Source organism: Ornithinibacillus xuwenensis, assembly GCF_039614845.1.
GTDB classification, from domain to species: Bacteria; Bacillota; Bacilli; order Bacillales; family Amphibacillaceae; genus Ornithinibacillus; species Ornithinibacillus xuwenensis.
In genome coordinates this window covers 502444-516487 of sequence record NZ_JBDIML010000002.1, presented here as the reverse complement: position 1 = coordinate 516487, position 14044 = coordinate 502444, and the positions used below count along the sequence as shown (strand labels likewise).

The following is a 14044-nucleotide window of genomic DNA, read 5'->3' as shown; positions in this document are numbered from 1 at the left end:
GAACGGTTACATATACGCACCCTCTTCTTAGGAAGAGGGTTTTTTATTTCCCCCTCTCCCTCCAGTCTAAAACTAGTTAAGGAGGAATTTTTGATGACCAATTTTTATGTTGATCAACCCGAAACAATTTTACTTCACGGCGGACAGGTGCCTGATCCAACTACTGGTTCAAGAGCTGTACCTATCTACCAAACCACGTCCTATGTTTTCCGAGACACCGAGCATGCACAGAATTTATTTGGACTAAAAGAACCCGGTAATATTTATTCGCGGATTATGAATCCAACTGTTGATGCCTTTGAGCAGCGGGTTACACTTCTTGAGGATGGTGTAGCAGCAGTTGCAACTTCATCTGGTATGGCCGCAATTACGCTAGCGATTTTAAATATTGCTGGTGTTGGCGACGAAATTATTGCTGATAGTAATCTGTATGGTGGCACGTATAATCTTTTTGCCAAAACCTTACCAAAATACGGTATTAATGTCCTATTCGTAGATGGTACCAAGCCAGAGGAGATTAAAGATGCCATTTCCGATAAAACAAAAGCAGTATTTGGGGAAATTATTACAAATCCCAGCTTAAATGTATTTGATGTCGAGCAAGTCGCTTCCATCTGTCATGAGGCACATGTTCCGCTTATTATTGATAATACCTTTGGTACACCATTACTGTCGAAGCCGCTAACATGGGGAGCAGATGTTGTTGTACATTCTGCAACGAAATGGATTGGCGGCCATGGTACATCTATTGGTGGGATTGTCGTAGATGGTGGACGATTTGATTGGAATCATGAACGCTTCCCAGAATTTACAGAACCGGATGAAAGCTATCATGGGTTACGCTATGCTGATGTCGGTCCTGCAGCATACGCTACCAAGCTCCGCGTTCAGCTTTTACGTGATATCGGTGCTTGCTTAAGTCCACAAAATGCTTTCTTATTACTACAAGGCTTAGAAACATTACATTTACGAATCGAACGCCATACTGAAAATGCGAAGCTTGTTGCAGATTATCTACAGGACCACCCTGCCGTAGAATGGGTTAATTACCCGGGTCTTGAGAGTCACCCTTCTCATGAGCTTGCAAAAAAATACTTAAATGGTGGTTTTGGCTCCATGATAACGTTTGGGATTACTGGTGGAAGGGAAGCTGGTAGAAAAGTTATTGACTCAATTAAGCTGTGGTCACATGTAGCAAATGTTGGCGATGCGAAATCTCTGATTATACATCCTGCATCTACCACACATCAACAACTAGGTTCAGAGGACCTGAAAAAAAGCGGTGTGACAGAAGAACTGATACGGCTTTCTGTTGGAATTGAAGCTGCAGCGGATATCATCCAAGATTTAGAACAAGCGATTGTTAGTGCTACGAATATAGCCAGTCTTACAAACGAATCCAATAATTCCATCATCAAATGGGTTTTACATTCTCCTTTTGACAGAAGTAATGGATCTATCCGTCAGAAAGTAATCGCCGTTCTGGATGACACTAACAAGCAAGCGTTCAAAGAAACAATCAGTCATTTAAGACTAGTAGGCTACCACGTTATCGAAGCTAGTAAATCAAACCTTATCGCTATTCAGGATGAAGTTGATGTCGTTCTTGTTCATGAGCAAGCATTACCGCCTTCTGCAATTGAGGATTTTATTAATAAACAAGTTAAAATTCTGTGGGTCGAAAATCCCAGTCCATCTGATTCTGTATTACAAAATGCCGAAGCTGCTGGTATCACTGCAATCTCAAATAAATCTATTATCCAGGAACTTTTGAAACTTCGTGGAATTAATGAGCAGCCTGTCCATATTTCGTAAATGAATGAAGGAGTGGTACGATTGGTCAACACCTCGAACATCCTAACAAAAATCGGTGAAGTAAGTATTGGTCCACTCCAATTAGAATCTGGTCATTTTTTGCCTGAGGTATCCTTAACATATGAACGAGTAGGGCCACAGGACGCACCAATTATCCTAGTTTGCCACGCACTAACTGGGAACCATTTAACGGTCGGTTACCCGAAAAAACCAGGCTGGTGGAATGGACTTATTGGACCTAATCAATACATTGATACTGCAAAATATCAGGTTATTACCTTTAATGTTCTTGGTGGATGCAATGGATCTACAGGACCTCTATCAATTAATCCAATTACAGAGGAGCCTTATTGCGCTTCCTTCCCTACCATTACAATTCGGGATATGGTTCATGCACAATTTGCAGCATTGCAGCAATTAGATATAAAAGAAATCTATGCTGTTGTTGGTGGATCATTAGGTGGCATGCAGGCATTAGAATGGGGCCTGCTCTATCCAGATCTTTTAAACAAGCTAATTATACTTGCCGCTACTCCAACCCTATCCGACTATGGAATTGCGTATAACCATATAGCGAAACAAGCAATTACAAACGATCCCTTATGGCTGGATGGCTATTATCAATCTTCTAGTGAAATTCGTGGACTAGAGATTGCTAGAATGATTGGAATGGTAACCTATCGAAGCTCGGATTTATTTTCAGAGCGATTTAATCGCAAGGAAACAGAGAGTGGCTATTCCGTTACATCATACCTTGACTATCAAGGTGAAAAACTATCCAATCGTTTTGATGCGAATAGCTATCTTTGCTTATTAGAAGCGATGAACACCCATGATATAGGTAGGGAGCGTGGAGGATGGGAGGAGGCTTGTAAGCAATATACGTGCAGCATTTTGACACTAAGCTTTGAGCATGATTTAATTTATGAGCCAAAAATCATCAAGGACTTTTCCAGTCATCTATCCAACTGCTCATACCAGCATATGAAGACCCTGTTTGGGCATGATGGTTTTTTGACCGAATATCACAAATGGGGCTCCATCATAGAAGACTTTCTAATTAGTGAGAGAACTAAAACTGTACAGGGGTGATGAAGTGAATAAAATCCAAGTTGCCTTACTTGGACTAGGGACTGTGGGAAAAGGAGTGTATCATCATCTCCACACACATCAGCGTATTATTGAAAGGGAGTTAGGTGTATCCATAGAAATTGCCGTTATTGTTGTAAAGCATCCTGAAAAACATCATGATTTTGCTGGTGAGGCAATCCTTACATCGAATTTTCAAGTCGTGCTTGATAATCCAAAGATTGCTATTGTCTTTGAAGCAATCATTGGCAAGGAACCAGCATTCACCTACTTAACCAAAAGTATTCAAGCTGGTAAACATGTGATTACTGCCAATAAAGAGATGTTTGCCTATCATGGAAATGAGTTAGTCAAATTAGCAAATGCTAACCATGTTCGCGTTGGATATGAAGCAACAACTGCTGGTGGCATTCCGATTATCCAAACCTTAAAACAGCTCTTTCAGGTTAATCAGATTAGGAAAATAACGGGCATACTCAATGGAACATCTAATTATATTTTAACGGAAATGCGTGAGAATCGTCTTTCCCTTGACGAGGCCTTACAGCAAGCGCAATACCTAGGCTACGCAGAAGAAGACCCTACAAATGATATAGAAGGGTATGATGCATTTTATAAGCTCATGATTTTATGCCAATTACTTTACGATAGACAACCAGAATGGACTTCTGTGAAGCGAAGAGGCATATCTGCAATTACATTAGAAGATATTCTAGCACAGTACTCGCAAGGAAAACGGATTAAACATCTGGCATCCGTAGAGATTATTGATAATCAAATTGAAGCCAGCGTTGAGCCTGTCGCACTTGCAAGCAATCACCCACTATTTGCTATCGAGGGAGTCGATAATGCGATTGTATTGGAAGGAGATATCGTTGGAAAAGTTACCCTATCCGGACCAGGTGCAGGGTCATTTCCTACCGCTAGTGCCATGATAGAAGACTTAGCCATTATCATCCGCTCCTTGAAGGGCTCGAATGAAGCCTCTAGGTTAATTGAATCAGCTTCCAATTAAAAACGCCTTCTTAGGCGTTTTTAGTTTCCCTCCTATTCGCTCCTTATAAAAGATTAACAGAATTCTGCTCACTTACTTTTAAAATTCTTTAAAGTTGGGTATATATAATAAAATGAGTAGATATATGCATTCGATATTCATACACTAAAGTAACCGTTATATTCGCTTAAATTGCATTCTTTTTCGACATAAACAGAAATTATTTAGGTGTGATCTTATGAAAAAAACGACAACGATGATTATTATCATACTTTCATTTGTACTTTTAGGGATAGGCATCACGATGTCCAACCCACAACAAACAGCACCCTTATCACCTAAACAAACAGAAAATAGAATAGCAGATGAAAATGAAGAAGATACAAGTAGTGATGCTCCAGTAGAAGAATCGACTAATTCTGAAATAAAAACACCTGCAGATGAAATATCAAAGGAAATTGAAGAGGTAATTCAAAGCACCATCGAATTTTTTTCGGATAAGGAAACGAAAGTTGTCGCAATTGGTGATTCACTAACGCAAGGAGTTGGTGATCAATCTGAACAAGGTGGTTATGTTGGAATACTCGATGCGTATTTAAATCGTGAAAAACAGGTAGCTGTTTTTGAAAATTATGGAAAACGCGGAAATCGAACGGATCAACTAATTAGCCGATTGCAAGAGCCTGAAATAGAGCAATCAATTGAAAATGCTGACATTGTTTTAATAACGATAGGTGCCAATGATATTATGCAGGTCGCTAAAGAAAACTTTTTGGATATAAACTATGAAGTATTTGCTAAAGAGCGAGTACATTATGAAGAACGGATACGAAAAATATTCAGCTCACTAAAAGAAACGAATCCAGATGCAGCTATCTATCTTATTGGGTTCTATAATCCTTTCAAACAATACTTTGAGCATATTCAGGAGCTTGATATGATTGTAAACGATTGGAACTACATTGGTAAGAAGGTAGCAGAATCATACGGGGAAACTTTCATTCCAACAAAGGACTTATTTATGAGTGAGGAAGTAAACTTATTTGCGGAGGATCATTTCCATCCGAACGAAACCGGTTATCAACGTATTGCGGAAAGAATACTAAACTACTTGGTTGTAGAATAATTTTTAATTTGGAACTTATTTCATTTGTTAGTAGGTGTACAGGGTGAATCAGGAAACGAATAAAAACAAGAAGTGGAGAAAATATTTCATATCTTTACTCATTGTTAATATTGCTGTTGTAGCTGTCATTATTCTGCTAATCTTCTGGCCCGTTGAACGCAACGAAAGCCCATTAAAAGAAGAAGAAATGACACAGAGCAGCTCAGAATTTATTATTCGAACGACGAAGAACAATCTTAATGAATTAATTAATGCATACATGAATGAGTACTTGAAGGATTCCAAGCATAAGTATCGGATTTCATTAGAGGATGATGTCCATTTAGCTGGTGAGCTGCCTGTTTTCTCTACTACTGTTCCAATATCCATTCGTTTAGAGCCGCTCGTTCAAGATAATGGTGATGTCATATTAAAACAAAAATCAATTACGTTAGGGTTATTGGAGCTACCGAATAAAAAAATTATGGAATACATGGAAAAATATTTACCAATGCCAGATTGGGTAACCATTAATCCTGCTGAAGAAGAAATTTACGTCGCGGTAACCGAAATGGACATTAAAAGTAATTTTCAGGTTCGTGTCGAGCATATCGACTTAGAGACTAATAATCTAGCCTTTAAATTAAAAATACCATATGAATCGTTAGGAATAGATTCTGCCATGTTACAACAGCAATAACAAAAGCTTGAGGAAGTATATCCTCAAGCTTTCTCTAGTAAAAATATATAATAGCTCTTCCAATTATCGTAAAACAAATTGCTTCACTTTTTGAGAAACGGTATTAAATAATGATTGTTTCGGTCGATCAAGAAGCGCTTCTTCTGCTAGCTCATGCTTCGGATAATCTCCTAATCTACCTTGATATATTAACTGTAGTTCAGATTGTTCTCGGATGTCTGCTGCTGTAATAAAGTTGGTAGGTTTTGATAGTTTAATTGATTCAGCGTCCTGTAATACAGTTGCCACGAATTGGGAACAGAAGAATGCATTTTTTCTACGGATATTAATTTTCAATAGAATTCCAATTAATCCAATAAAATTATATTTATAATCGGCAGCACGTTTTTCTATCTCTTTGATATGATGACGAATGTTTATATATTCTTCTTCCGTTATATTAAGTGTATAGACTCCACAACTAGAGTTTTTCAAAAAGTCTCCTCTTATATCTTCACGAACAAATCCACCACTAAATGGATTCTTAGGATTAATTCTACCAAAACTATAAACCTCTTTTAATTCATGATCAAAACCGATTGATACATGATTTAATGGTTTATTTGTATAGAGATTTATTAGTCTTGAAAGGTATGTCCCTGTATCTGTAAAGACAAAGTAGATAGTCCTTTCTCTCATGTTTTCCCCTCCACTCAAACTTACACAACCCGAGTATTTCTCTTTCTACACTCAGAAAAATAAACTGATATACCAAAACTTTACCTAAAAAACAAGAAATATACAAGACTATTTTTAAATTATTTTTGTTAAATTGTCCAAAATACCGTTAAAATCAAGGTTTTACATTGACGAAAACCTTTAAATCCCTTAAGCTAACCTTGAAGTACTTATTTTGGAGGAAAACCATTACATGATTACAGTAACGAATGTAAGTTTACGATATGGCGATAAGAAATTATTTGAAGATGTTAATTTGAAATTCACCCCAGGAAATTGCTACGGAGTTATTGGTGCAAACGGTGCTGGGAAATCGACTTTCTTAAAAATCCTATCAGGTGAAATTGATCCACAAACTGGTAATGTATCCATGTCTCCTGGTGAGAGACTAGCTGTTTTAAAACAGGATCACTTTGCCTATGAAGAATACTCTGTCATTGAAACGGTATTAATGGGACATGAAAGACTATATGCTGTTAAACAAGAAAAAGACCAAATTTATATGAAGGCAGAATTCACAGAAGAAGATGGAATGCGTGCTGCTGAGCTTGAAGGTGAATTTGCTGAAATGAATGGTTGGGAAGCAGAATCAGATGCTGCTATCCTTTTAAAAGGTCTCGGTATTGAAGAAGATCTTCATTCCAAATTAATGTCCGAGCTGACTGCTGACCAAAAAGTGAAGGTACTACTAGCACAAGCATTATTTGGTAATCCTGATATTCTGTTACTAGATGAGCCTACAAACGGACTCGACATTCAAGCAATTCAATGGTTAGAAGAATTTTTAATCAACTTTGAGAACACCGTTATTGTTGTATCCCACGACCGTCACTTTTTAAATAAAGTATGTACTCACATAGCAGATGTTGACTATGGAAAGATACAAATTTATATCGGTAACTATGATTTCTGGTATGAGTCTAGTCAATTAGCTACCAAACTGGCTCAGGAAGCGAACAAGAAAAAGGAAGAAAAAGTTAAAGAATTGCAAGCGTTCATCGCACGATTCAGTGCAAATGCTTCAAAATCAAGGCAAGCTACATCACGTAAGAAATTATTAGAGAACATTACTCTTGATGATATTAAACCATCATCTAGAAAGTACCCATATATCGCGTTCACACCAGAACGTGAAATTGGTAATGATTTACTTCGTGTAGAAGGCCTGACGAAAACCATCGGTGGCGAAAAAGTTCTCGACAATGTTAGTTTCATTATGAATAAGGATGACAAAATTGCGTTTGTCGGAAAGAACGACATCGCCAAAACAACCTTATTTAAAATCCTTACGGGAGAAATGGAGCCTGATTCCGGTACGTATAAATGGGGTGTTACAACCTCTCAATCCTATTTTCCAAAGGATAATGGGAAGTACTTTGAAAATGGCGATTTAACACTGGTTGACTGGCTACGTCAATTCTCACCAGAGGATCAAACCGAGACCTTCTTACGTGGATTCCTAGGAAGAATGCTGTTTTCCGGGGAGGAAGCTCTCAAGAAAGCCAATGTATTATCTGGTGGTGAAAAAGTACGCTGCATGCTTTCTAAAATGATGTTAAGCAATGCGAATGTGCTATTATTAGATGAACCAACCAACCATCTTGACTTAGAATCTATTCAAGCATTAAACAATGGCTTAATTAAATTTAAAGGCTCTATGCTATTTACGTCACATGACCATCAATTTATCGAAAGTATTGCAAATCGCCTTATCGAAATAACACCTAAAGGTATCATTGATAAGGAAATGAGCTATGATGAATATGTTCGAGATAAAGCATTACAAAGCAAAATTAAAGAGATGTATGCCGTTTAATTTGTGATTAGCTCCCTTCTTAATTGTAAGGGAGCTTTTTTATCGTTGAAATGATAGCATCTATGTAACCAAGTAGATGCCCATTAATTCTTGGTTTTCCTATTTTTATCAGCGGCTGTTAACCAAATAAATAGCACCCTTCTTGGCTTTAAGCCTCTGTCTTGAAGACAAGTTAGCGAAGAAGGGTGCCATGGCATTATCTATTCTTTTCTTTAATCTTTTCTAGCATTTCCTTGGTCATACTATCAATATCAAAGTTAGCCTTGAAGCCCCATTCCGCTTCAGCAGCGGAACAATCAATGCAATTTGGCCAGCTGTCCGCTATTTTCTGACGGACTGGGTCTACATTAAATGACAATGTAAATTCTGGTATATGCTTTTGAATAGCCCTTGCAAAATCCATCGGTTCTGCTGAGATGGCTGCGATGTTAAAAGCATTTCGATGTATTAATTTGGAAGGATCTGCTTCCATTACCGATACGATTGCATCTAGGGCATCTGGCATGTACATCATATCCATGTATGTACCCGCTGCAATGTAAGAGGTGTAAGCTTTATTTTTCACGGCTTCATAATAAATTTCCACCGCATAATCGGTTGTACCGCCTCCTGGAGGTGTAATATATGATATTAGACCAGGAAAACGAACCCCACGTGTATCAACTCCGAAGCGATGATAGTAATAGTCACAAAGTAATTCCCCCGCTACTTTATTCACACCATACATGGTTGTTGGACGTTGTAAGGTGTCTTGTGGCGTCAAATCCTTCGGCGTGGATGGTCCAAATGCGCCAATAGAGCTTGGAGTAAAGAATTGTAGGTCTAGCTCACGTGCTACCTCGAGCGTATTCATGAGACCACCCATATTAATATCCCAAGCTTTCTTAGGCATTTTTTCAGCTGTAGCAGATAATAGAGCAGCTAAATGCATAATGGTATCAACCTGATAGTCCTTTGCCACTTGGTATATACGTTGTTCATCTGTAACATCAACTAGCTCAAATGGACCTTGTGCTGCCATCACTTCAGAATTTCGAATATCTGTTGCAATAATATTTTCGGCACCATAGGTATTTCTTAATTTTGTAACAAGCTCTGAGCCAATCTGCCCTAAAGCTCCAGTAACTAGTATTTTTTTCATTGTTATCCCCTCTATTTTGATGCTTCTATTTAGATTAAGCCCATTTCTTTTCCGACTTTCTCATAGGCAGCAATCGCTTCATCAAGCATTTCCTTGCTGTGTGCTGCTGTCGGCATATTTCTTACACGACCAGTCCCTTTTGGAACAGTTGGGAAAACAATTGACTTGGCATAGACCCCAGCATCAAACAAACGCTTGCTAAATTCTTGTGCGGCTTTCTCTTCTCCAATTACACACGGTGTAATTGGTGTTTCACTATCACCGATATCAAAGCCTAGCTTCTTCAAACCAGCTTTTAGATAGTTTCCATTTTCCCATAGTTTATCATGTAATTCCGTACTCTCCATTAGAATTTCAATCGCTCTTTTACTTGCCGCTGCATCTGCTGGAGATACAGCAGTAGAAAATAGGAATGGACGCGAGCGTACTTTTAACCAATCAATTAGGTTTGCTTTACCTGCAACATAGCCTCCAATAACACCGATTGCTTTAGATAGAGTACCCATTTGAAAATCAACTTTATCCTGTAATCCAAAGTGCTTAACAGTTCCTGCACCTTTCCCCAATACGCCTGAACCATGCGCATCGTCAACATAGGTGATTAAGTCAAATTCTTCTGCTATTTCAACGATTTCAGGAAGCTTTGCAACATCTCCATCCATTGAGAAAACGCCATCTGTAATCACCATAATTTTATTATAGAGTCCAGATTCTACTGCTTCCTTTGCTTTCAGACGTAAATCATCCATATCGGAGTGACCAAATCGAATGATTTTTGCCTTTGATAGGCGGCAACCATCAATAATAGATGCGTGGTTTAATTCATCTGATAGTATCGCATCGTTTTTATCCATAACAGCGGATATTGCAGCCATATTACAGTTAAATCCTGATTGATACGATATTACGGCTTCCGTGCCCTTAAATTCAGCTAGCTTTTTCTCTAGCTCAATATGTAAATTTAATGTTCCATTAATCGTACGAACAGCTCCTGCTCCAACACCATGCGAGTCGACAGCTTCTTTTGCTACTTTTTTTAATCGTTCATCCGTTGCAAGTCCTAAGTAATTATTGGATGAAAGGTTAATTAGAGATTTTCCGTTAATATTTATTTTAGGTCCGTTTGCACCTTGAACGGGATCGATTTCATTATATAATCCATGTGCTTTTAATTCTTCAAGGTTGTCATTTAAAAAGTTATCCAATGCTTTACTAGTCATATGATGACCTCCTATGTATATTTTTCCACAATTGTGAAAGCGTTGCCAAATAGCTAATCATATATAGTTTATCATAATCTAATCTAAATGTTTACTACCAGCTGGATACATTCGATCTATTAGCTTTCCTAGTTTAGAGTCATCGTCTATACTTGCTTCCTATTCATTCATCTATTTGTAAGATTTCCCTTATTTTTTTTCGGAAATCTTGTTGTCTAATCGCATGTACATCATTATACTATCAATTATGGGAAATTTTTTGGGGAGGAAGTTCTGATGCGAAAATTATTAATAGCTCTATTTCTCATGTTAGTGTTAGCGTTTGGTGCGATTGGCGTTTCAAAAGCTAACAATGGCTCTGGTGAAGTTATTACACCTACAGAACCTGATCAAGACTCCATTAACATTCAATTTTAATTCATATAAAATATGTATATAAAAAATGGAAGCATTCTTTTGAATGCCTCCATTTCCTTTACTCAATAACGGTAACTTTTACGTTTCTTACGCCCCAGTTAAGTGCTTCTTGTCTCGTTGGTACATGGATATCAATTCGATTTCCTTTTATGGCACCACCTATATCACCAGCTATAGCATATCCATAGCCTTCCACGTAAACCTTTGAACCAAGTGGAATGATGGATGGGTCAACTGCAATTACTTTGGCGTTTCGATCATTATTTAGATTGATTCCTGTATAAGTAATCCCAGAGCACCCTTCACAATCTGCTGTATATGCTGTTGCCACAACACTTATCGTTTCACCATCTGGTTGACTATCTTCTTTCTTACTAGCTGTACTAGATTTTACTTCAGTTGGTTTTGACGTACTTGCAGCAGCTACTGCTTTTTCTTTTGCTTCTTTGATGATGAGTTCTTGTCCAACGATAATCAAATCAGTTGTTAATTTATTCCATTCCTTTAATTCGTCTACTGTGACATCATGGTCTTTTGAGATACCATATAATGTATCTCCCTTTTCTACTAAATATTTTTTATAGACTGCAAGTTTCTGTTTTGGATATAGCATATCAGAGTTTAGGTCATTTATTTCAAGTAATGAATCTACAGTTGTATCAAACTCTTGTGCAATGTCCCAAAGAGTATCTCCTTTTTTAACTTCATACTCCTCTGCGGAAGCACTTAATACTGGGCTAGCAAGCATGATTCCCGTAGCAACTATTGCTACTAACTTCTTCATAGTAGTCCCTCCTTCATTAGTGGACAAAGCCTATCGTAACATAGGTTACTAGACTATGCCGTTACAAGACTTTTAAAAGTCTGTTACAAGGATTGCCAAAACTACTATGATTTATTACAAATTTCATAGATTTAGGAAAAAAGTAGGATATATGACAGCTATATTAGAGGATGATTACATTTATCTTGGATGATAACCAAAAAAAGAGGCCACATATCGTGACCTCTTGCTTGTATACTATTACTCAGCAACAACTGGCTCTTCTTCTGTAACACCAACTTGATATAATCGTAATGGATTATCTGCATCAAGTGTATAGTTTGTTACACGTTCGTTAACAGGTACAACGTTAAGAGCGTATAAAGTTGGGAATACAGGTACTTCGTCAATCATAAATTGTTGCCATTCTTTATATACTTCTTTACGGTGATCTACATCAAATGACTCTTGAGAGATACCTTCAGCAAGTAATTCAGAGTTCTTTTCACTTTCATAACGTGGGAAGTTGAATAATTGGTCTGGACCATATAAACCATAAGGGTTTACGTCAGATCCTACACCCCAAGCACCAGCGTATACGTCTACTGCTGGATCATCTTCACCCGCTTGACCTACACGATCATAGAATGTGTTGAACTCATGTAAACGTCCATCAAGTAATTGAACATTTAAGCCAACATTTTGCCAAGATTGGATGTAGTATTGTGCCATTGGTTCAGCAACATCACTACCACTCATCGCAGCATAGTTGATTACTAATTCTTCACCTTCTGGTGTTTCTACAAATCCATCACCATCTTTATCCACATATCCAGCATCTGCTAGAATTTGTTTTGATAATTCAGGATCGAATTCAAATCCAGGGTTCTCAGCATCATGATATTCAGGATGTGATGGTGGAATCAAAGTAGTCGCTTTCCAGCGAAGACCATGATAGAAGTTCTCACCAACTGCATTCGTATCAACCGCATGTGCCATTGCTTTACGAAGGTTTACATCAGCCATTTTTGCATTAGGATCCATTTTAACTTTTTCGTTTTCTGCATCCCAAGTACCAAGCTTAAATCCTACATATGCATAGTACATATCAATTTCACCTAAGAATTGAACGTTTGACATATCAGCATTGTCTACAAATTGATCTGTAGGGAAGCTGTCAACCATATCAACTCCGCCAGTTTCAAGCTCTTGAACAACAGTTTGTGGGCTAACTACTTTTAGAACAACCTCGTCTAAAGCAGGCTCTCCACGCCAGTAATCTTCGTTTTTCTTGTAAACTACAGACTCACCAGGTACGATACTATCCACTTTGTATGGTCCCATACCGATAGGGTTTTCACGTACTGCTGGAGATTCTGCCATTTCTGCAATCGGAATATCTTTGAAGATATGCTTTGGCATTGCATACGGCCAAATACCACCAGTTAGTAGAGATGGGTTAGATTCTTTATAGGTAACTCTTAATGTTTTCTCATCAACAACTTCAATACCTGAAATTGTATCTGCTTCACCTGCATGGTATTCATCCATACCAACAATATTTGAGAAGTCTACTCCGTAACGTACGCCAGTGTAATCTTTGTGGCCAATTACTTCATAAGACATTGCCCAGTCTTCTGCTTTTACAGGCTCTCCATCATGCCAATTTACATTGTCACGAATTTTGAACTCAATTGTAATACCATTCGGAAATTCATCTGTTTCATATGGTTCTGTTTCAAAGGTAGCTGCACCATCTTGTGTATACGTATAGTTAGCATCCATGTCTAATAATGATTCATCAAACCAGCTTAGTACGATTGAATCTGGGTTACCAGAATAGAAGTTCCAGTTCAATGTACCTTCAAATACAGTGTCAGACACTAAACCATAGTTAAGTGTTCCGCCTTCAATTGCATCACTAGTGTTCGTTGTATCTGTGGAGAAATCTTCAACTGAGTATAATCCATCATCCTCAGCTTCTTTCTCTCCATCACCTTCAGCTTTGTCTTCAGTCTTATCGCCTTCTTTTGGATCTTCACTTCCAGTGTCTTCACTACATGCAGCTACTACTAGTAATAGAGCTAGCATAAGTGCAAATAGCCATTTTGTTAGACTTGTCTTTCTCATGCTTAATACCCTCCCTTTTTTTATAAACCATTTGGTCTTGCTGTCGATAAGTCGACTTTTTATACTCAACATCACTTCTTTTGAAAATGATGCGGGTAACAATTTACAAATTTCTGACTTTTTTAGTTTCACATCAC

Annotated in this window: 12 protein-coding genes; 7 read left to right on the top strand and 5 right to left on the bottom strand. The window is 37.9% G+C overall.

Features of this window, described 5'->3' with window-relative positions; genetic code table 11:
- Positions 1–93 precede the first annotated feature (93 nt).
- The 5 genes from ABC228_RS08395 to ABC228_RS08375 all read left to right on the top strand — a co-directional run bounded on the left by ABC228_RS08395 (position 94) and on the right by ABC228_RS08375 (position 5703).
- Positions 94–1815: a PLP-dependent aspartate aminotransferase family protein gene (locus ABC228_RS08395; RefSeq protein ID WP_345824667.1), complete on the top strand. Its 1722-nt coding sequence runs from the start codon at positions 94–96 to the stop codon at positions 1813–1815.
- A gap of 21 nt (positions 1816–1836) precedes the next feature.
- Positions 1837–2907 carry a homoserine O-acetyltransferase MetX gene (metX, locus tag ABC228_RS08390; protein ID WP_345824666.1) on the top strand — a complete coding sequence of 357 codons (1071 nt, stop codon included), beginning with the start codon at positions 1837–1839 and terminating at the stop codon, positions 2905–2907.
- A 4-nt stretch (positions 2908–2911) separates the two neighbouring features.
- On the top strand, positions 2912–3919 hold the full coding sequence (locus ABC228_RS08385) for a homoserine dehydrogenase (protein ID WP_345824665.1): 1008 nt from the start codon (positions 2912–2914) through the stop codon (positions 3917–3919).
- Between the two features lie 217 nt (positions 3920–4136).
- Entirely contained in the window at positions 4137–5024 is an 888-nt protein-coding gene (locus ABC228_RS08380; RefSeq protein ID WP_345824664.1) for an SGNH/GDSL hydrolase family protein, read from the top strand.
- 43 nt (positions 5025–5067) lie between these two features.
- Positions 5068–5703 (top strand): YpmS family protein, encoded by a 636-nt coding sequence (locus ABC228_RS08375; RefSeq protein ID WP_345824663.1) that lies wholly within the window; start codon positions 5068–5070, stop codon positions 5701–5703.
- Between the two features lie 63 nt (positions 5704–5766).
- Here the strand turns inward: ABC228_RS08375 and ABC228_RS08370 are convergent, their stop codons facing one another.
- Complete coding sequence (locus ABC228_RS08370; protein ID WP_345824662.1) at positions 5767–6381, bottom strand: hypothetical protein; 615 nt, start codon at positions 6379–6381, stop codon at positions 5767–5769.
- Positions 6382–6613: 232 nt separating this feature from the next.
- Between ABC228_RS08370 and ABC228_RS08365 the strand changes: the two genes are divergently transcribed.
- Entirely contained in the window at positions 6614–8236 is a 1623-nt protein-coding gene (locus tag ABC228_RS08365) for an ABC-F family ATP-binding cassette domain-containing protein (protein ID WP_345824661.1), read from the top strand.
- Between the two features lie 196 nt (positions 8237–8432).
- Here ABC228_RS08365 and ABC228_RS08360 read toward each other — a convergent pair whose 3' ends face one another.
- Positions 8433–9377 (bottom strand): NAD-dependent epimerase/dehydratase family protein, encoded by a 945-nt coding sequence (locus ABC228_RS08360; protein WP_345824660.1) that lies wholly within the window; start codon positions 9375–9377, stop codon positions 8433–8435.
- Between the two features lie 29 nt (positions 9378–9406).
- Entirely contained in the window at positions 9407–10597 is a 1191-nt protein-coding gene (locus ABC228_RS08355; protein ID WP_345824659.1) for a glycine C-acetyltransferase, read from the bottom strand.
- A 276-nt stretch (positions 10598–10873) separates the two neighbouring features.
- Between ABC228_RS08355 and ABC228_RS08350 the strand changes: the two genes are divergently transcribed.
- On the top strand, positions 10874–11014 hold the full coding sequence (locus ABC228_RS08350; protein WP_345824658.1) for a hypothetical protein: 141 nt from the start codon (positions 10874–10876) through the stop codon (positions 11012–11014).
- 58 nt (positions 11015–11072) lie between these two features.
- Here the strand turns inward: ABC228_RS08350 and ABC228_RS08345 are convergent, their stop codons facing one another.
- A complete protein-coding gene (locus ABC228_RS08345) occupies positions 11073–11798 on the bottom strand; it encodes a 3D domain-containing protein (RefSeq protein WP_345824657.1) in 726 nt (241 codons plus the stop codon).
- Positions 11799–12038: 240 nt separating this feature from the next.
- Complete coding sequence (opp4A, locus tag ABC228_RS08340) at positions 12039–13907, bottom strand: oligopeptide ABC transporter substrate-binding protein (RefSeq protein ID WP_345824656.1); 1869 nt, start codon at positions 13905–13907, stop codon at positions 12039–12041.
- Between the last annotated feature and the right edge of the window lie 137 nt (positions 13908–14044).

Bases quoted from the DNA above. Each gene is read 5' to 3' on its own strand.
- ABC228_RS08395 (WP_345824667.1), top strand. From the start codon at position 94: ATGACCAATTTTTATGTTGATCAACCCGAAACAATTTTACTTCACGGC.
- ABC228_RS08380 (WP_345824664.1), top strand. From the start codon at position 4,137: ATGAAAAAAACGACAACGATGATTATTATCATACTTTCATTTGTACTT.
- ABC228_RS08370 (WP_345824662.1), bottom strand. From the start codon at position 6,381: ATGAGAGAAAGGACTATCTACTTTGTCTTTACAGATACAGGGACATAC.
- ABC228_RS08365 (WP_345824661.1), top strand. From the start codon at position 6,614: ATGATTACAGTAACGAATGTAAGTTTACGATATGGCGATAAGAAATTA.
- ABC228_RS08360 (WP_345824660.1), bottom strand. From the start codon at position 9,377: ATGAAAAAAATACTAGTTACTGGAGCTTTAGGGCAGATTGGCTCAGAG.
- ABC228_RS08355 (WP_345824659.1), bottom strand. From the start codon at position 10,597: ATGACTAGTAAAGCATTGGATAACTTTTTAAATGACAACCTTGAAGAA.
- ABC228_RS08350 (WP_345824658.1), top strand. From the start codon at position 10,874: ATGCGAAAATTATTAATAGCTCTATTTCTCATGTTAGTGTTAGCGTTT.
- ABC228_RS08345 (WP_345824657.1), bottom strand. From the start codon at position 11,798: ATGAAGAAGTTAGTAGCAATAGTTGCTACGGGAATCATGCTTGCTAGC.
- opp4A (WP_345824656.1), bottom strand. From the start codon at position 13,907: ATGAGAAAGACAAGTCTAACAAAATGGCTATTTGCACTTATGCTAGCT.